The sequence below is a fragment of the Actinoplanes sp. NPDC048988 genome, from assembly GCF_043197815.1.
In the GTDB taxonomy this organism is placed as follows: Bacteria; Actinomycetota; Actinomycetes; order Mycobacteriales; family Micromonosporaceae; genus Actinoplanes.
This window is the reverse complement of sequence record NZ_JBICTW010000018.1, coordinates 1-18,501: the sequence shown is the minus strand read 5'-3', so window position 1 is coordinate 18,501 and position 18,501 is coordinate 1. Positions and strand designations below refer to the sequence as shown.

Sequence of the window (18,501 nt, the reverse complement as noted above, 5' to 3'; positions counted from 1 at the left end):
GGAAACACGGTCGTTGAGATTTCGACCGGTACCGTTGAGGATGTAGCTTCAACGTTTCAACCGAAGTTTCTCTTACGGGGTACGGTGACCCGGTTCTGCGTTTCCCCGCCGGTGCGGCCGGCAGGTCGAGGAGGTAGCGGTGCTGAACGGCAGGACGCCGTCCGTCAAGGACGTGGCCGCCGCCGCCGGCGTCTCGCTGGGCACGGTCTCCAACGTGATGAACCGCCCCGAGGTGGTGAGCGCCCGCACCCGCGAACGGGTCGAGCGCGCCATGACGGAACTCGGATTCGTCCGCAACGAGTCGGCCCGCCAGCTGCGCGCGGGCACCAGCCGCACCCTGGCCTACGTGATGCTCGACGGGACCAACCCGTTCTTTCACGACGTCGCCCAGGGCATCGAACTGGCCGCCGAGGACGCCGACCTGTCGCTGTTCATCTGCAACAGCAACAGCCGGGCCTCCCGCGAGGAGGTCCACCTCGACCGCCTGCTCCAGCAGCGCGTCCAGGGCATCCTCATCACCCCCGTCGACCCGGCGGCCCCCCACCTGGACGAGCTGTCCCGCCGCGGCGTCCCTTTGGTCGTGGTCGACCGCGTCCGCGGCGTCGACAACTGCTGCTCGGTCGCCGTCGACGACGTGCTGGGCGGCCGCATAGCGGTGGAACACCTGGCCGAGCAGGGCCACGAAAGGGTGGCGTTCATCGGCGGCCCCGACTCGCTGGGCCAGGTGAAGGAACGGCTGCAGGGCGCGCGCGAGATCTGGTCGTCACTCGGCCGTTCCCCCGACGACCTGATCTACCTGCCCACCGACGCGATGACCGTCGCCGATGGACGATCGGCCGGCGAACGCCTGGCCGGCCTGCCCGCCCGGCGCCGCCCGACGGCAGCCTTCTGCGCGAACGACCTGCTGGCCCTGGGCCTGCTGCAGCAGAGCATCGGAGCCGGCCTGCGCGTACCGGACGACCTGGCCATCGTCGGTTTCGACGACATCGAGTTCGCGGCCGCGGCGGCGGTGCCGCTGACGTCGGTGCGCCAGCCGAGGCAGGAACTGGGCCGGGCGGCCGCCCAGCTGGTCCTCGACGAGGCGACGAACCCGGACCACAAGCACAGCCAGCTCCAGTTCACGCCGGAACTGGTGGCCCGCGCCTCCACGGTTTCCCGCGCTAGCTTTTCAGGAGCTCCGAGACGGTGACGAAGCGGTAGCCGCGGGAGCGGAGGCCGGCGATCATCGTCGGCAGGGCGTCCAAGGCGACCAGCCGCCGCTTGGTGCCGGCGTCGTGAGCCAGGATGATCGAGCCGGGGCGCATCGAGTCGATCAAGTCGCGCGCCTGGGCTTCGGGGTCGCTGGCGTACTGGCGTTCGCGCATCTGATGTGACCACAGCACGATGTCGTACCCCATGGCGTCGGCGGCCAGCACCGTCGATCCGCCCAGGTGGCCGTAGGGCGGGCGCATCAGCGTGGGCTCGCGTCCGAGGTACTTCCTGATGGCCTCGTGGGTGCGTTCCAGTTCGCGGCGGGCGCCGGCCAGGTCGAGGGTGGCCAGGTCGTCGTGGGACCAGGAGTGGTTGGCCACCTCGTGCCGGTCCAGGCGATTGCGGACCAGCGACGAGTTGGCCTCCAGGTGGCGGCCGACCAGAAAGAAGGTGGCCGGCACCTGGGCCTTGTCGAGCGCGTCGAGGAAGCGTGGCGTGTAGTCGGGCAGCGGGCCGTCGTCGAAGGTGAGCGCCACCAGTTTCTCGGCGGTCGGCTGGAAGTAGTGGATCTGCACGCCGCCGTGGGCTACCGCGCCCAGGTTGTCGGCGGCCGCGGCGTATCCGCCGCCCAGAGGTGGCCGGTCCCAGCCCAGCCAGTGTTTGACCAGATCGGAGCCGGCGAATGCGGTGGCCGCCCCACCGGCGGTGAGCAGAGCTCCGCGCAGCATCGAACGACGAGTAACCATGAATCCCCCATGAACGTACCGGTCTCATAGCCTCGTTGATCATGGGAAGAAGCGCCTCGGCCACTGGACTGGTTCAGTGCACGCCTCATTCGGCCATAAGTCGTAGAGGTTGAGGGTTCCCTTGGTAGCAGGCCCGTTCACGCGGCCGGGCCGGGCGGCCGCGCTCAGTCGAAGGGGTGCGAGGTTTCCACTCGCAGCAGCCGGGCCAGGCGGGCGGTGACCGGGCGGGCCTCGAGGTGGAGCCGGGCGATGTTCAGTCCGCTGTCACCGATCACGGCCAGCAGGGCCAGCTCGCCGATCGCGTACACCGCCAGATATCCGCCGGTGTTGCGGATCGTCACCTCCTGGAAGGAGCCCTGGCCCAGGGCCGCCCCGCAGGTGCGGCTGATGCCGTGCGCGCCGGCGGCGAGCGCGGCGATGTCGTGCGGCTCGGTCGAGGACACCGTGTCGTGCAGGATCAGCAGACCGTCGACGCCGGCGACGACGCAGCCGCGTACGCCGGTCACCTGATGCCGGAGGGCGGCGAGCTCGCCGCGAACGGCCTGATACGGATCTGGTTGCACGGCTTTCTCCAGGAGGGGGAGCGGATCAGAGGGAGCGTAGGGCGTTCAGGACGCGGTCGAGCACGTCGTCGTCAGCGGTGTAAGGCTGGCCGAGCAGGCCGAACAGGTCGGGGGACTCGTCAGCGGGAGGCGGTGCCACCCGGTTTCGCCGGGGCAGTTCGGCGGGGGTTTCCGCCTCCGGGGCAGTGGAGGGCGCGGCGAGGGCGGGTGCGGTGGCGGCGGTGGTCTGATCGGCCTTTCCCGCGTACGCCTTGATGAGCGACCCGAACTCACGCCGGGCCATCGCCAGGTTGGCGCCGGCCCGGCGCAGGGTCAGATGCGCGACCAGCGGTGCGGTGTCGTCCTCGACCAGTCGCACCACGTGGAAGGCGTCGCTGCTGGTCAGCAGGACGTCACCGAGCTCGTCGCCGGTTTCGCCCAGCATGACCATGCCGGCGGCGGCCGCGGCCAGAGTCACCACGGTCGCCGCCTGCTGCTCGTCCGGCGGTCCGCCGCCGGCCCACCACAGCACGCGCGGGCCGTCCGGATCGAGCAGCGAGACCGCGCTGGCGCCGGGGATGCCCAGGGCGTCCGCCAGCGGCGGCGGGTCCGTCGGCCGGGTCATCCCGCGAGGCCGGCGTCCAGCTGCTTCATGACGATCCGGGCCTGGGCCAGGAGCATGCCGGTGTTCGCCGTCCGGCGGCACACCACCACGGCGACGATGTCCTGGCTGACGGGGCTGCGCAGGAACACGTGCACGAGGTTGTCGCTGTGGACGAGGATCTCCTGGAAGTAGTGGTGATCGTCGTTCGGCACGCCGCGGCGCGCCTTCCAGATGTCCTCGATCATGGTCACGTTGCGGCCCTGGAACAGGTCGAACGTGGCCGCGGCGAGCAGGTCCAGCACCTCGCTGGGGTGGTCGTCGAGCGTGTCCACGGCGAGCAGCATGCCGGTCGACATGTCGACGAGGCCGCTGGCGATGCACTCCGGCACCTGCTGCCGGAACTGCCGGACGGCGTCGCTGACCAGCTGCGACGTGCTGCGGACGTTCAGGCCGCTCTCGTCGAGGGCCGTCATACGTCGAGTTCCGCTTCGATCTTGCGGAGCTGGTGGCGCGCGAGGCCGAGGTTGGCGCGGCTCTTGTTCAGCGCGAGGTAGAGGAAGAAAGCCTCGTTGCCGCGGCCGTGCAGCAGCCGGATCAGGTGGTACTGCGAGTCCAGCGTGATCAGGACGTCCTCGATGCTGTCAGTGAGGCCGAGCATCTCGAGCGTGCGGACCTTGGCCCGGACCACGTCGGTGTTGCCGGCGGCGGCGACGTTCATGTCCATGTTCAGGCCGCCGCCCATGACACCCAGGGTGAGGCCACTGGTGTAGTCGACCAGGGCCACGCCGATGGCGCCCTCGATCGTCATGGCCTCTTTGAGGGAAGTCTCGATGTTCGCCACTTGCTTGTCCTCCAAAAAACGAGCCCCGGATCGCGCCTATGACGGCGAGTGACGAATCCGGTGCTCGGGTGGGCTTTCCGGGCAACAGTGACACGGCCGAGTTTGGTTGAGCACTAAACAAAGGACTAAAGCCCCTAGATCCATCCGAAGATCGTTGGGTCGTAAGTGGACAGCCCGCGTCGGCATCCTCCGATCGGTGCCAGAGAGATCGAATAGTGGGATGGACAAGTCCGAAAAGATGATCTTTGTACGCAGCCCACCCGCGGTGATCGCGTAGCGCCTGGCGGCGAATCCCCTTTTGTCCGGCTTCCGAGTACGAAGGAGGTCGGCAGGCGCCCCAGACCGGAAATGAGAGCCGGCGCCGCGAGGCAGGGCAAAGTCCGGCATTTCATCGCGAACCCACCCGCCGTACAGGGCCCGGCGCTCAGCTCCCCCCGAACGGTGCGCCCGCCCCTTCACGCCGCCCGGCGCTACCTCCTTCGCCCAGCTCGTCGCCTTCCTTCGCGCCGCCTGATGTCGCCTTCTTCGTCCAGCTCGTGCCGTCCCTTCGCGCCGCCTGATGTCGCCTTCTTCGTCCAGCTCGTGCCGTCCCTTCGCGCCGCCCGATGTCGCCTTCTTCGTCCAGCTCGCGCCGCCCTTTGTCGCCGCCTGGCGTCGCTTTCCTCGCCCAGCTCGCGGCCTTCCTTCGCGCCGCCTGGCGTCGCTTCCTTCGCCAGCTCGTGCGGGTCCCTTTGGCGCCGCGCGGCGTCGCTTCCTTTGCCCAGCTCGTGCCGTCCCTTCGTGCCGCCCGGCGTCGCCTCCTTTGCCCAGCTCGTGCCGTCCCTTCGTGCCGCCCGGCGTCGCCTCCTTTGCCCAGCTCGCGCCACCCTTTGGCGCCGCGCGGCGTCGCCTTCTTCGCCCAGCTCGCGCCGCCCCTTCGCGCCGTCCCTTCGCGCCGTCCCTTCGCGCCGTCCCTTCGCGCCGCCCGGCGTCGCCTCCTTCGCCCAGCTCGCGGCACCGCGGCACCGTCCGGCGCTTCCGCGGTCTGAGCTCGACCCGAGCTTTGCGCCGCCCCTTCACCCGACCCGGCGTTGCCCCCTCACTTCGGGTGAAGGGCGCCGCGAGGTGGGGTTAAGGAAGCGGGCGGTGGGCGGCGTGAATCTGCGCGGCAAGGCGGCGGGGCGGCGATGCGAGGGACGTGGGTCGCCGGGCGGCGTGAATCTGCGCGGCGGGGCGGCGATGCGAGGGACGTGGGTCGCCGGGCGGCGTGAATCTGCGCAGCGGGGCGGCGATGCGAGGGACGTGGGTCGCCGGGCGGCGTGAATCTGCGCGGCGGGGCGGCGATGCGAGGAACGCGGGTCGCCGGCGGTGGGAAATCCGCGCTGCGAGGCGAAGCACGTGGGCGCCGGGCGGTGCGAAATCTGGGCGGCGAGGCGGCGAAGGAAGTGGGCGCCGGGGCGGCGTGAAGGGGCGGCGCGAGGTGGGGTGAAGAACGCCGGCGGCGAGTGGCGAGGCGGCGCGATGGAGGTGGGTGCCGGGCGGCGTGATGAGTGGGTGTCGGCCGCTGGGCCGGGGCGTGAAGTGACGCGCTGTGCGGGCGCGGATAGCGCGGTCGGCCGCTGGTTCGCAACGTTTCAAATGTGATCTGTGTCTTGACCGGGGACGCCACAGAGCCGTAATGTGTCGGCAACGTCTGAAACGTTTCATGCCATCTCCCCGCGATGAAGGAAACCATGACGAATCCCGCAGTGCGTGAGCTTCTGGAGCGCAGCAATCGGCTCGGGGCCGATCCGCGCAACACCAACTACGCCGGGGGAAACACCTCGGCGAAGGGCACCGAGACCGATCCGGTCACCGGCGAGCCCGCCGAGCTCGTCTGGGTCAAGGGCTCCGGCGGCGATCTCGGCACGCTCAGCGAGAAGGGCCTGGCCGTCCTGCGGCTCGACCGCCTCCGCGCGCTCACCGGTGTCTACCCCGGTGTCGAGCGCGAGGACGAGATGGTCGCCGCCTTCGACTACTGCCTGCACGGCCGCGGCGGGGCCGCCCCCTCGATCGACACTGCCATGCACGGCCTCGTCGACGTTCCGCATGTCGATCACCTGCACCCCGACTCGGGTATCGCCATCGCGACCGCCGCCGACGGGCCGGCGCTGACCAAGGAGATCTTCGGCGACAAGGTTCTGTGGGTGCCGTGGCGCCGGCCCGGTTTCCAGCTCGGCCTCGACATCGCCGCCGTACAGAAAGCGAACCCGCAGGCCATCGGCGTGATCCTCGGCGGGCACGGCATCACCGCCTGGGGCGCCACCAGCGCCGAGTGCGAGGCCAACTCGCTCGAGATCATCAAGACCGCCGAGCGGTACCTCGCGGAGCACGGCCGCCCGCAGCCGTTCGGTGACCGGAAGTTCACGTCGCTGCCCGAGGCCGAGCGCCGCGAGAAGGCCGCGCTGATCTTCCCGTACCTGAGGGGCCTCGCCTCCACTGACCGTCCCCAGGTCGGCCACTTCACCGACAGTGAGGTCGTCCTCGACTTCGTCAACAGCGAGCGCCTCGAGGAACTGGGAGCGAAGGGCACTTCGTGCCCGGACCACTTCCTGCGTACGAAGGTCAAGCCGCTCATCCTCGACACCGCGCCCGACGCGCCGCTGGAACAGATCGCACAACGGGCCAAAGAGCTCCACGCCGCCTACCGCGAGGACTACCAGGCCTACTACGACCGGCATGCCACCGCGGACAGCCCGGCCATCCGCGGCGCCGACCCGGCGATCGTGCTGGTGCCCGGCGTCGGCATGTTCTCGTTCGGGGCCAACAAGCAGACCGCCCGCGTGGCCGGCGAGTTCTACGTCAACGCGATCAACGTGATGCGCGGGGCCGAGTCGGTGTCGACGTACGCGCCGATCGACGAGGCCGAGAAGTTCCGCATCGAGTACTGGGCGCTCGAGGAGGCCAAGCTTCAGCGCATGCCGAAGCCGAAGCCGCTCGCCACCCGCATCGCCTATGTGACCGGCGGCGGCTCGGGCATCGGCCGGGCCATCGCGTTGCGGCTGGCCGCCGAGGGCGCCGTCGTGATCGTCGCCGACCGCGACTTCGAGGCGGCGAAGAATGTGGCGGCCGAGATCGGCGGGACCGACGCCGCGATCGCCGTGGGCGCCGACGTCACCAGCGCCGACGCGATCGTCCAGTCGCTGCGCGAGGGTGTGCTCGCCTTCGGCGGTGTCGACCTGGTCGTCAACAACGCCGGCCTGAGCATTTCGAAGCCGCTGCTGGAGACCACCGAGGCCGACTGGGACCTCCAGCACGACGTGATGGCCAAGGGCTCGTTCCTGGTCTCCCGCGAGGCCGCGCGCGTGCTGATCGCGCAGGGGATGGGCGGCGACATCGTCTACATCTCCAGCAAGAACTCGCTTTTCGCCGGCCCGAACAACGTCGCCTACGGCGCCACCAAGGCCGACCAGGCCCATCAGGTACGCCTCCTCGCGGCTGAGCTGGGCCAGTACGGCGTCCGTGTCAACGGCATCAACCCCGACGGTGTCGTACGCGGCTCCGGGATCTTCGCCGGCGGCTGGGGCGCCAAGCGGGCGGCCGTCTACGGCGTGCCGGAGGAGAAGCTGGGCGAGTACTACGCGCAGCGCACCCTGCTCAAGCGCGAGGTGCTGCCGGAGCACGTGGCGAACGCGGTCTTCGTCCTGACCGGCGGCGACCTGACCCACACGACCGGCCTGCACATCCCGGTGGACGCCGGCGTGGCCGCCGCGTTCCTGCGGTGACGACCCGATGACGAAGGATTTCGCCGCGGTCGACCTCGGCGCGTCGAGCGGACGCGTCATGGTCGGCCGCGTCGGCCCCAGCGAGATCACGCTGACCGAGGCGCATCGCTTTCGCAATGAGCCAGTCCGGACGAATCACACCCTTTACTGGGACATTCTCGGGCTCCACCGCGGCGTCCTGGAGGGGCTGAGGCGGGCCGGCCCGGTCGAGAGCATCGGCATCGACTCGTGGGCGGTCGACTACGGCCTCGTCGACGCGACCGGTGAGCTGCTGGGCAATCCGGTGCACTACCGCGATGCCCGCACCGACGGCGTTCCCGAGCGGGTCGCCGAGACGATCGGCGACGAGCGGCTGTACGAGATCACGGGCCTCCAGAAGCTGCCCTTCAACACGATCTATCAGCTGGCCGCGGCGAAGGAAAGTCCGCAATACGAGGTTGCGCAGCAACTTCTGCTCATCCCCGACCTGCTCGCGTACTGGCTGACCGGGGAGACCGGCGCCGAGTACACGAACGCGTCGACCACAGAGCTGGTCGACGTGCGTACCCGGGAATGGTCCTCGCCCCTCATCGAGAAGCTCGGCCTGCGGCCTTCGCTCTTCCCGTCGATCCGTCACCCCGGGTCGGTCATCGGCGATTTCGGCGGTACGCGGGTGGTGGCGGTCGGATCGCACGACACGGCCTCGGCGGTCGTGGGGGTACCGGCGGCCGGCGACAATTTCGCGTACATCTCCTGTGGGACCTGGTCCCTGGTGGGCCTGGAGCTGACCGGGCCGGTGCTGAGCGCGGCGTCGCGGGCGGCCAACTTCACCAACGAGGGCGGCGTCGACGGCACGATTCGCTATCTGCGCAATGTGATGGGCCTCTGGCCTCTTCAGGAGTGCATGCGCGAGTGGGGTTCGCCCGACATCGTCGAACTGCTGCGGGCCGCCTCCCGCGAGAAGCCGTTCGCACATGTCGTCGATCTGGACGATCCGGTCTTCCTGCCGCCGGGCGACATGGCGGGCCGGCTGATCAAGGCGGCCGGGCTGTCCCCGGACGCGACCCCGGCCCTGCTGACCCGGTGCATAGTGGACAGTCTGGCCCTGGCGCACAAACGGGCGATCGCGCAGGCACAGGAGCTTTCCGGCAAACACGTCGACGCGGTACACATCGTCGGCGGCGGCGCCCGCAACGAGCTTTTGTGCCAGCTCACCGCCGACGCCTGCGGGCTGCCGGTGCTGGCCGGCCCGGTCGAGGCGACCGCCCTGGGCAACCTGCTCGTCCAGGCCCGCGCCGCCGGCGTGATCGACGGCGACCTGACCGCACTGCGCGCCGTCCTGCGGAAAACCCAGCAAATCGTCCGGTACGAGCCCAGGTAGCGCCGGTGGAGCGAGAAGGCAGCCGATCGCGCGGTACGAGCCCAGGTAGCGCCGGTGGAGCGAGAAAGCAGCCGATTGCGGTACGAGCCGAGTAGCACGCGCGGTGCTCGCGGTACGAGCCGAGTAGCGCGCGCGGTGCTGTGGAAGCGCAGCCGATTGCGCGGTACGAGCCCTGTGGCCTGCGCGGGGCTGTGGGAACGCAGCCGATTCGCGCGGTATGGCCCAAGTAGCGCGCGGTGCTGCGGAAAGCCCAGTCGGCCGCGCCGTACGAGCGCAATCACCGCTCCCCAATAGCGAGCCCGATTCAAACGAGTCCAGTTAGGAGGTTGCGGTGCGGATCGCGTTGTTTGCCACCTGTCTGGCCGACACGATGTTTCCGGCGGCGGCTAAGGCGACCGTCCTGCTGCTGGAGCGGCTGGGGCACGACGTCGTCTTTCCCGAGGCGCAGACGTGCTGTGGGCAGATGCACATCAACACCGGCTATCAGAAAGAGGCTTTGCCGCTGGTACGGCGTTACGTGCGCACCTTCGAGCCGTACGACGTCATCGTGGCGCCCTCCGGCAGCTGCACCGGCTCGATCCGGCATCAGCACCGGATGGTGGCGAACGCCGCGGGTGACAAGGGCCTGGCCGCCGGGGCCGAGCAGGTCGCGAGCCGCACGTACGAGCTGTCCGAATTTCTCCTGGACGTGCTCGAGGTCGAGGACGTGGGCGCCTACTACCCGCACCGGGTGACCTATCACCCGACCTGTCACTCCTTGCGCATGCTGCGCGTGGGTGACCGGCCGTTGCGGCTGCTGCGCCGGGTGCGCGGGCTCGACCTGGTCGAGTTGCCGGCGGCCGAGCAGTGCTGCGGTTTCGGGGGCACGTTCGCGGTGAAGAACGCGGACACGTCGACCGCGATGCTGGCCGACAAGATGCGGCACGTTCTCGACACGGGCGCCGACGTCTGCACGGCCGGCGACACGTCGTGCCTCATGCACATCGGCGGCGGATTGTCGCGATTGCGGACGGGCGTGAAGACCGTACATCTGGCCGAGATCTTGGTTTCGACGGAGACGGCGGGCGTATGAGCACCTTCTTGGGCATGCCGGTGGCGTACGCGCCGCGCGGGGTCGGTCATCTGCGCGGGGACGAACCGTTCCCGGCGGCGGCCCGGACGGCCCTGGCCGATCCGCAGCTACGCCGGAATTTGCAGCATGCGACGGCCACCATTCGCGGCAAGTCGGGGCGGGTCATCGCCGAGCTTCCCGACTGGCAGGACCTTCGTACGGCCGGGTCGGCGCTCAAGGCGTACACCATGGCGAATCTGCCCCGCCTGCTGGAGCAGTTCGAGGCCAAGGTCACCGAGGCCGGCGGAGTGGTGCACTGGGCGGCCGACGCGGCCGAGGCCAACCGGATCGTCACCGACCTCGTGCGGGCCACCGGTGAGCGGCGCGTCATCAAGGTCAAGTCGATGGCGACCCAGGAGATCGGGCTCAACGAGGCCCTGGAGGGCGCCGGGATCACCCCGGTCGAGACCGACCTGGCCGAGCTGATCGTGCAGCTCGGCCGGGACAAGCCGAGCCACATCCTGGTGCCGGCGATCCACCGCAACCGCTCGGAGATCCGCGAGATCTTCCTGCGCGCCATGCCCGGTGTCGACCCGGCCCTGACCGATGACCCGCCGGTGCTCGCCGCGGCGGCCCGCCGCTATCTGCGCGAGACGTTCCTGACGACGAAGGTCGCGGTCTCCGGGGCCAACTTCGGCATCGCCGAGACGGGCACGCTCACCGTCGTCGAGTCGGAGGGGAACGGCCGGATGTGCCTGACCCTGCCGGACACCCTGATCACGGTGATGGGCATCGAGAAGATCGTGCCGACCTGGCAGGACCTCGAGGTCTTCCTCCAACTGTTGCCGCGCGCGTCGACCGGCGAGCGGATGAACCCGTACACCTCGATGTGGCACGGGGTGACGCCGGGCGACGGGCCGCAGAACTTCCACTTGGTGCTGCTCGACAACGGGCGCTCGGCCGTGCTGGCCGACGAGGTGGGCCGGTCGGCGCTGCACTGCATCCGCTGCTCGGCCTGCCTCAACGTGTGCCCGGTCTACGAGCGGACGGGCGGGCACGCGTACGGCTCGGTCTATCCCGGCCCGATCGGCGCGGTGTTGTCGCCGCAGCTCACCGGGGTCGAGGACAACGCTTCGCTGCCGTACGCGTCGTCGCTCTGCGGTGCCTGCTTCGACGCCTGCCCGGTGAAGATCGACATCCCGTCGATCCTGGTCCACCTGCGTAACCGGGTGCCGCACCCGGCGGCCGAGAAGGCGGTGATGGCCGCCGCCGCGTACACGATGGACCGTCCCCGGCTGTACGCCCGCGCGCAGCGGGCGGCCAAGTTCACCAAGCTCGTCGGCAAGCGCGGCCGGGGCCTGCCGCCGCCGCTGAACGGCTGGTCGGCCGCGCGCGACCTGCCGGCCCCGCCCGACGAGAGCTTCCGCGACTGGTGGCGAGGGCGATGAACAGCAAAGACCTGATCCTGGGCCGGGTACGGGCGGCGCTCGCGGACGGCCCTGAAACAACCGACATTCCGCGCTCCTACCGCCGCGAGTTCCCGCCGGCCGACCTCGACGTGCTCATCGACCGGCTCGTCGACTACAAGGCAGTGGTCCACCGCGGCGCCGACGTGGCCACCATCGTCGCCGGCATCATCGGCGCCGGCGCCCTCGTCGTCCCACCGGGCCTGCCCGAGTCGTGGCTGCCGCCGGAAGCGGCCCTGACCGGCGTGGAAAGCGCCGACGGCGTGCTGACCGGGGCGGCCGTGGCGATCGCCGAGACCGGCACCATCGTGCTCGACGCCTCGCCCGACCAGGGTCCGCGAATCCTCACCCTCTTACCCGATCTGCACATCTGCGTATTACGGCCCGACCAGGTCGTGGCGTCGGTGCCCGAGGCCGTCGCCCGGCTCGACCCGGCCCGGCCCCTCACCTGGATCAGCGGCCCCTCGGCGACCAGCGACATCGAGCTCAACCGGGTCGAGGGGGTGCACGGCCCTCGACATCTGCACGTCATCCTCTGGGAGGCAGCATGATCTTGGAAAGTAAAGCGCGCCGGAAGGTGCGCATCGGGCTCGTGGCGGGCGGCCTGGGCACGTACTGGCCGCAATTCCCCCATCTCCTCCCGCAGCTCGAGGAGTCCGCCCGCTATGTCAGCGAGCGCTTCCAGGAGATGGACGCGTCGGTGACCGACGTCGGCTTCATCTCGGACGCGACCGACGGCGTGCGGGCGGCCGAGGAGCTGCGCCGCGCCGACTGCGACCTGATCGTCCTGTTCCTCACGACCTACCTGACCTCGTCGATGGTCCTGCCGATCGCGCAGCGGGCCAACACGCCGGTCCTCGTGATCGACCTCCAGCCGACCGAGCGGATGGACCACGCGAACTTCGACACCGGCGCCTGGCTGGCGTACTGCGGGCAGTGCCCGGTGCCCGAGGTCGGCAATCTGTTCCGCCGGGCCGGCATCCCGTTCCGGTCGGTCACCGGCTGGCTGCGGCAGGAGGCGGCCTGGCAGCGCATCGGCCGGTGGATCGAGGCGGCCCGCATCCGGGCCGCCCTGCGCAACGCCCGGCACGGCCTGATGGGTCACCTCTATCCGGGCATGCTCGACGTCTCGACCGACCTCACGCTGCTGCCCACCACCTTCGGCTCGCACGTCGAGGTGCTCGAGTTCGACGACCTGCGCGAGCGGGTCGCCACGGTCACCGACGACGAGGTGGCCGAGCGCAAGGAGCTCGCCCGCAAGATCTTCGAGCTGGACGAGTCGGTGAACGAGGAGGACTTCTCCTGGGGTGCCCGCGTCTCGGTCGGCCTCGACCGGCTGGCCGACGACTTCGACCTGGACAGCCTCGCCTACTACCATCGCGGGCTGGGCGGCGAACAGCACGAACGGCTCGGCGCCGGGATGATCCTGGGCGCCTCGCTGCTGACCGCGAGGGGCATTCCCACAACCGGTGAGTACGAGTTGAGGACCACCGTCGCACAGCTCGCCACCGAGGTCGCCGGGGCCGGCGGCTCGTTCTGCGAGATCCAGGCGCTGAACTTCACCGACAACGTGGTCGAGATGGGCCACGACGGCCCGGCCCACCTCGCGGTCAGCTCGCGGCAGCCGCTGCTGCGCGGCCTCGGCGTCTATCACGGCAAGCGCGGCTGGGGCGTGAGCGTCGAATTCGACGTACGGCACGGCCCGGTCACCCTCCTCGGGCTCGGCCAGGACCGGGACGGTTCGCTGTCGTTCATCGCGGCCGAGGGCACCGTGGTCGACGGCCCACTGCTGGCCATCGGCAACACCACCAGCCGGGTCGACTTCGGCCGCGACCCCGGCGAGTGGGTCGACGACTGGAGCGCGTCCGGGGTCGGCCACCACTGGTCGCTGTCGCTGGGCCACCGCGCCGCCACCTACAAGGCGGCTGCGAGCTTGATGGGAATCGATTTCCGGAGTGTCTGATGCGGATTGGGGTGTCGTCATGGTCGACGACACCCGCTTCCACTCCACCCGGCGGTACAACTACCGGCTCGACGGGAAGGACAACTTCGCCGTCGACCGCGAGCCCGGCGACCTGATCGCCGCCGCTTTCCCGGGCGTCCGCATCACCGCCCGGGAGAACTGGTGCGCCGTGACTTGTCGCGCCGGGCCTGGCCTCCCCGGCGCGGCGACCAGCACGGGTGGATGGCCCACTTCCTCGGCATCGTTCCGGCGCGGCCCGGCATGACCTTCACCGAGGAGCTCGAATGGGACGACGACAGCTTCCGGGCCGAGCTCTACGCGGTACGGCCCACGATCTCGACGCACCCCGTGGCACCGGCACCGAACTGACCTGCCGCCTCGACCCGGCCTACTTCGGATCGCCGACTCTCAGCGCCCCCACGCGTGATCTCCACGCCGACGGCTGCTGTGGCCTTTCCGGCCAGCATCACGATGCATTAGCCCGAGCCAGGACCTGAATTGTGGTGCTCGGTCTTGGTGAACACTAACAACGCTGTTTTGATATGAATTAGCCGCTCCGCGCGCTGCGCGCGGAGATAGGTATTGCTCAAATAGTGCGAGCACACGCCGCGCGGGGCCCACCTACCCCGCCTAGCAGCCGCCCGCCCTGATCGCGAAAGTGTCACCTGCGTGACAGGCAATCCCATCAATACAACCCCAGGGCCTTCAAATCGACCGGGCACCTGGAAAACTTTTCATAGCCAGGATTCGATCTTGGTGGTTAACCTCTGCGCACGTTCACATCGCCTGGTGTGAATGAGCCCTCCGGAAAACGGGGATATTGCCCAATGAGGTTAGTTTCGACAGCCAAAAGGTGGGCCGTCGTCGGCCTGGCCCTGGCCTGCCTTGTCGTCGGATCACCAGTCCGCGCCTACGCGGACGACACCGTCACACCCACCTTGACCGGCACCCTTCGGACACCGTCCGGTGAACCCATCGCCGACGCGCTCATCACGGTTTCCGTGGAGCCGCCCGCCGAGCAACTGCTGGCGCTGCCGGCCGGCGCGGAGATCGAACCGACCGAGGTCGGCTGGGGCTGGTCCTTCGACGACGGCACGTTCTACACCTGGATCGCCGACCCGACGACCCTGCTCGCGTCCAAGGACGCCGACGGGCTGATCTCCCTGGTGCTCACCGCGCCGACCGACCAGGGGCAGGTTTTCTACCGCAGCCGCGTCACGATCGGCGACGATGGCGTGATGAAGCCGTTCGCCGATGACGTGGCCGCCGACGGCGACGCCGAGGAGCGCCAGTCGAGCCTGTCGGCGATGGAGGTGGCGCCGAACGGCCGCCCCGACTTCGACCTGGTCTCCACTCAGGTCGAGCCGAACGAGGTGCCGCCCACCGCCACCGTCGAGACCGGCAGTCAGTGCCCGACCGGGATGATCTGCGCCACCGGCGCCGCGATCGAGGCGTCCGACGCGCCGCGGACCGACCGGCCCACGTACGACGCGGCCGTGGCGGCCGCCAACGCCCAGGTTTCCGCCTCCGGCAAGACCTTCGACCCGGACGTGTGGTGCGGCGGGCACCACTGGATGCTGAAGAAGAGCAAGGACGTGATCGGCCGCAACGTGACCGTCTCCGACCAGTCCACCGGCTCGCACACCACCGGCACCTGGGAGTACCGCACCTCCAAGAACACCAGCCTCGAGGTCGGTGTGACCAACCGCAGCGGCAGCCTCGTGACCACGCTGGGCATGACCAAGGGCGCCACCACGACGGCGACCATCAAGGGCACCATTCCGAAGAACACCCGGGCCGAGTGGTACGTCAGCTACGGCTTCAACCTGTACGACGTGTGGTGCCAGAACCGGACGACCGGCGTGAAGTGGTGGTCGGGATACACCGAGTACCGCCCGAAGGGCTTCACCGGCAACTCCAACCGCCGCCTGTGGACGCCGTTCTCCTGCAGCTCGTCCTACAAGAACACCCTCGGCGGCAATATGGAGATCAGCGTCGCCAAGGACAAGACCTCGACGTACACCGGCTCCTTCGGCTTCGGCAACACGACGAGCGGAAACCTCAAGCTGACGCAGACCTGGAGCTCGGGCGTGACGGTCGGCTACAAGGGCGACGCCTCAGGGTTCAACATCTGCGGTTACAAGGGCCGCTGGTACACCGGTGTGGCCAAGACGCGGGAAGTCGCGTGACGAATCAGGTTGCCGGCACGCCTCGGAACGATGTTCCGGGGCGTGCCCCCCATCGCCGATGGCTGGTGCTCGCCGCGACCGCCGTACTCGCCTGCCTGCTCGTCGCGGCCGGCGCGCTGTGGCTGACCGGCCGGGCACCCAGCAGTGTCCCCTTGCGGGCCGGCCCGCTGGAGGGCACCGACTTCGAACAGTTGCGCGCACGCACCCAGCCGTCGCAGGCGGGCCTGCTGTGGGGTTCCCTGCTCCTGCACAACTCGACAAGCGGCGACATCGTGCTCGACGAGATCACCCTGGCCGGTAACCCGCAGGGCCTCGAGCCGACGGCCGGCCCCTACCTGTGGGGTCCGGACCGGGTGGCCCTGCTCGACACCGGCGCGGTGAGCGGCTACGCCCTGCCCCTGCCGAAAGCTTGGAAGATACCGCCCCGACACGAGGTGGCAAATTTCCGGATAGCGCCGCAGCCCGAGCAGGAAAGCGTCGAGGTGCTCTTCGAGTTCCCCGTCCCGACGCGCACCTCCGAACTGCACGGCATAACCGTGCGCTACCACACGGGCGGCCTCGGCTACCAAAAAACCTTCGACGTCAACCTCACCGTTTGCGCCCCGGACGACCCCAGCCCTTGCCGCCAGTTGTGATGCGACGCCAAAGGAAAGCGGCAGCAGCCGACCCCGCCACAGAAAAACTTCTCGGCCTGACTCAGGGAAGCCGCGGCACTGTCTTGCCCCGTTCGAGGGGCCATGTGGACGCCAACCTTCCCGACAGCGCATCAGCGATAGAACGAGCGCCCTCGGCCGAGTCGGCAAGAAACTGTACATTAGGCAGGCTCTCGGGCTGGTGGGTCAGATGGCGCCCGAAGGACATCGCAATACCGTGGCCGCGCCACCACCCCGACAGTTCGCCATAGGCAGCCTCATCAACAGCCAATCCGCCAAGTAGGCTTGCAAGCTCGTTCGGGTCGGTATCTGAGGCATGACCGACGAAATACCAGCCTTGCAGGGAGCCCCAAGCTGCAACGTCTTCCAGCATCGCATCTACGGAATCGAACAGCGGCACGAAATCTCGGTTCCAAGAGCAACCGAATCGGCCATCCGACGCCAGCGCAAGGGTGCATTGTACGGTCTCGTGCTGGGCAATGGGCATTATCAGAAGATCGCCCGGTGTGCGCCAGAGGGCCGGCAACCTGGCCCCCAGGGTAAGGTGGCCCGCCAGTTTCCCCACCCAGCACCGGAAATCGTTTACCGATATAACGGGGGTCGATTGCATCCATCCACGCACCAAGATCCTCGTAAGCCGCCGCCAAGCCATTACGTACCGACTCCGGCACGAGGATCGAAACTTGTCAAAATACGCTTGAGCCCTGACTGAGAGCGCTTCCCAAGGTTTCGACTCTTTCACTTCAGCGGGCCGCAGTCCAAATAGCAGAACAAACTTTCACACGCCTCATAAAATTCCCATGGTTCTCCATGCTCTTCCAACGTCCATTTTTCACCGTTCGCCACCTTAACGGCGCCGGCGCGGGCTCCTGCAATCGCAGCTCCCTGCTTCTCGATTTCGCATAGCCCGCCAACTCAGCGCATCCCATGTGATGGTTGGTTGCTTGTGCTGCAACTCGCACGTTCGGGGTCAGGTCGCCGGCAGTTCGTGGCATGCTGACTCCGAACCCACGCTTGCCGTTCGTAGCGACCACTTCACTAGCGACATTCGTCTCACCAATCCTGACGTCGTCGCAATTGTGCACTAGGACGGGCGTGTTTCCGGCGAGCACGCCCGCGACCCGCTTATGCACCACCCTTCCCAGGCAGCCCTCCAGCCTTCCTTTTTCGATTAAATCAGCCCTTGGTCGATTTGGGAAAATATCTTCTGCACACCAGGTGAAGGATCAATGTCCCGCAATTCAGCAAGAACTACGGATTTCCTTCTATCGTCCACGTCGATCTTCTGCAATGTCAGGAGAGCGCATTCTCGAACGTCACTGTCAGTATCCGTCAACCATCCATAGAAAATCCAGATCGCCCCAGAAGCTAGCGATTTACATGCGGTCGCGACGTTCAGATTTCCCAGCTCGACCTCGGAACCGTGCGGTTGCCCAAACGTGATCTGTTGGATTAATTCCGCCAATGATCGACGCGCGGGACCGGGTGACATGGTCGAAGCCATGGATAGAAGAACTTCGAGTGTCGGGACAGCAGCCTCGTAGAGTTCTCCCTGGACAATCGCCTCGTTGTCGATCCTCCAATACGCATCGTCGGCCGCCGCCTCCGAAGTTGCCTTCGACAAGTCATCGAATGCTTGAGGCAATCCGACACCATTACCGGATTCGGTCCTCAACGCAGCCCAGTCCACTGCGCCAATGAGAGCCCGCGTTACTGGGTTCATGGCACAACCTCAATTCCCCACGCTCCACCAGGCTTCACTAGGGTGCCAGACGGGAACTGAGATGGATCGTAGGTTTCCTGACATCTATGGCAGATCGGAACCTGTCGTCTAGTCCGCGGTCGAATTGCTTCGGTGAACTGAACTGATTTCGGGTCAACGTCAAGCTGGCGCACAACGTCTGCCTCCGCGCATCCAGTGGGGTTGCTGTTGCATCCTGCCGCCACACGGCCTGACGCAGGATCTCGTCCACCAGTCACCGTAGCCTTACTCGCACCTACTTCATCCGCAAGAGCATCGCGCGCTGCACGGGCGTCGTCGAGTCCACCGCAGTTGTGGGGACTGTCAAGAGAACGGTGTAACTCGATCTTGTTGAAGGGTTAGTTGCGGCCTGCGGACAGGCGGCCGTCGAAGGCGAGGTCGAAGGCGTTG

Annotated in this window: 17 protein-coding genes; 10 read left to right on the top strand and 7 right to left on the bottom strand. The window is 68.2% G+C overall.

Going from position 1 to position 18,501, the window contains the following annotated elements:
- The first annotated feature begins 139 nt into the window (after window positions 1-139).
- A complete protein-coding gene (locus ACGFJ7_RS38040) occupies window positions 140-1,189 on the top strand; it encodes a LacI family DNA-binding transcriptional regulator (protein ID WP_360246157.1) in 1,050 nt (349 codons plus the stop codon).
- Here ACGFJ7_RS38040 and ACGFJ7_RS38035 read toward each other — a convergent pair.
- The 5 genes from ACGFJ7_RS38035 to ACGFJ7_RS38015 all read right to left on the bottom strand — a co-directional run bounded on the left by ACGFJ7_RS38035 (window position 1,161) and on the right by ACGFJ7_RS38015 (window position 3,924).
- Window positions 1,161-1,937: a polysaccharide deacetylase family protein gene (locus ACGFJ7_RS38035; RefSeq protein WP_360246154.1), complete on the bottom strand. Its 777-nt coding sequence runs from the start codon at window positions 1,935-1,937 to the stop codon at window positions 1,161-1,163. The two genes, ACGFJ7_RS38040 and ACGFJ7_RS38035, sit on opposite strands and share 29 nt — an antisense overlap.
- 164 nt (window positions 1,938-2,101) lie before the next feature.
- Window positions 2,102-2,500 carry a roadblock/LC7 domain-containing protein gene (locus ACGFJ7_RS38030; protein ID WP_360246151.1) on the bottom strand — a complete coding sequence of 133 codons (399 nt, stop codon included), beginning with the start codon at window positions 2,498-2,500 and terminating at the stop codon, window positions 2,102-2,104.
- A 25-nt stretch (window positions 2,501-2,525) separates the two neighbouring features.
- Window positions 2,526-3,104 (bottom strand): hypothetical protein, encoded by a 579-nt coding sequence (locus tag ACGFJ7_RS38025; RefSeq protein WP_360246148.1) that lies wholly within the window; start codon window positions 3,102-3,104, stop codon window positions 2,526-2,528.
- On the bottom strand, window positions 3,101-3,556 hold the full coding sequence (locus ACGFJ7_RS38020) for a hypothetical protein (RefSeq protein ID WP_360246145.1): 456 nt from the start codon (window positions 3,554-3,556) through the stop codon (window positions 3,101-3,103). Before ACGFJ7_RS38020 ends, ACGFJ7_RS38025 begins: the two co-directional genes overlap by 4 nt.
- On the bottom strand, window positions 3,553-3,924 hold the full coding sequence (locus ACGFJ7_RS38015) for a hypothetical protein (protein WP_360246142.1): 372 nt from the start codon (window positions 3,922-3,924) through the stop codon (window positions 3,553-3,555). Before ACGFJ7_RS38015 ends, ACGFJ7_RS38020 begins: the two co-directional genes overlap by 4 nt.
- Window positions 3,925-5,636: 1,712 nt before the next feature.
- Here ACGFJ7_RS38015 and ACGFJ7_RS38010 point away from each other — a divergent pair.
- From ACGFJ7_RS38010 to ACGFJ7_RS37970, 9 genes are all read left to right on the top strand, one after another.
- Window positions 5,637-7,667, top strand: coding sequence for a bifunctional aldolase/short-chain dehydrogenase (locus tag ACGFJ7_RS38010; protein ID WP_392646819.1), 2,031 nt, complete (start codon window positions 5,637-5,639; stop codon window positions 7,665-7,667).
- Between the two features lie 7 nt (window positions 7,668-7,674).
- Entirely contained in the window at window positions 7,675-9,027 is a 1,353-nt protein-coding gene (locus ACGFJ7_RS38005; protein ID WP_392646817.1) for a rhamnulokinase family protein, read from the top strand.
- A gap of 331 nt (window positions 9,028-9,358) precedes the next feature.
- Complete coding sequence (locus ACGFJ7_RS38000; RefSeq protein WP_392646815.1) at window positions 9,359-10,099, top strand: (Fe-S)-binding protein; 741 nt, start codon at window positions 9,359-9,361, stop codon at window positions 10,097-10,099.
- Window positions 10,096-11,526 carry a lactate utilization protein B gene (locus ACGFJ7_RS37995; RefSeq protein ID WP_392646813.1) on the top strand — a complete coding sequence of 477 codons (1,431 nt, stop codon included), beginning with the start codon at window positions 10,096-10,098 and terminating at the stop codon, window positions 11,524-11,526. The genes ACGFJ7_RS38000 and ACGFJ7_RS37995 overlap by 4 nt, the downstream gene beginning before the upstream one ends.
- Window positions 11,523-12,095: a lactate utilization protein C gene (locus ACGFJ7_RS37990; protein WP_392646811.1), complete on the top strand. Its 573-nt coding sequence runs from the start codon at window positions 11,523-11,525 to the stop codon at window positions 12,093-12,095. The genes ACGFJ7_RS37995 and ACGFJ7_RS37990 overlap by 4 nt, the downstream gene beginning before the upstream one ends.
- The gene (locus ACGFJ7_RS37985; protein WP_392646809.1) at window positions 12,092-13,507 is read left to right on the top strand and encodes an arabinose isomerase; all 1,416 of its coding nucleotides are present in this window, start codon (window positions 12,092-12,094) and stop codon (window positions 13,505-13,507) included. The genes ACGFJ7_RS37990 and ACGFJ7_RS37985 overlap by 4 nt, the downstream gene beginning before the upstream one ends.
- On the top strand, window positions 13,500-13,772 hold the full coding sequence (locus ACGFJ7_RS37980; protein ID WP_392646807.1) for an SAM-dependent methyltransferase: 273 nt from the start codon (window positions 13,500-13,502) through the stop codon (window positions 13,770-13,772). Before ACGFJ7_RS37985 ends, ACGFJ7_RS37980 begins: the two co-directional genes overlap by 8 nt.
- 673 nt (window positions 13,773-14,445) lie before the next feature.
- Window positions 14,446-15,696, top strand: coding sequence for a hypothetical protein (locus ACGFJ7_RS37975; RefSeq protein WP_360246113.1), 1,251 nt, complete (start codon window positions 14,446-14,448; stop codon window positions 15,694-15,696).
- A gap of 65 nt (window positions 15,697-15,761) precedes the next feature.
- Complete coding sequence (locus ACGFJ7_RS37970) at window positions 15,762-16,331, top strand: hypothetical protein (protein WP_392646805.1); 570 nt, start codon at window positions 15,762-15,764, stop codon at window positions 16,329-16,331.
- 61 nt (window positions 16,332-16,392) lie between these two features.
- Here the strand turns inward: ACGFJ7_RS37970 and ACGFJ7_RS37965 are convergent, their stop codons facing one another.
- Window positions 16,393-16,836, bottom strand: coding sequence for a hypothetical protein (locus ACGFJ7_RS37965; RefSeq protein WP_392646803.1), 444 nt, complete (start codon window positions 16,834-16,836; stop codon window positions 16,393-16,395).
- A 684-nt stretch (window positions 16,837-17,520) separates the two neighbouring features.
- Complete coding sequence (locus ACGFJ7_RS37960) at window positions 17,521-18,072, bottom strand: hypothetical protein (protein ID WP_360246104.1); 552 nt, start codon at window positions 18,070-18,072, stop codon at window positions 17,521-17,523.
- Between the last annotated feature and the right edge of the window lie 429 nt (window positions 18,073-18,501).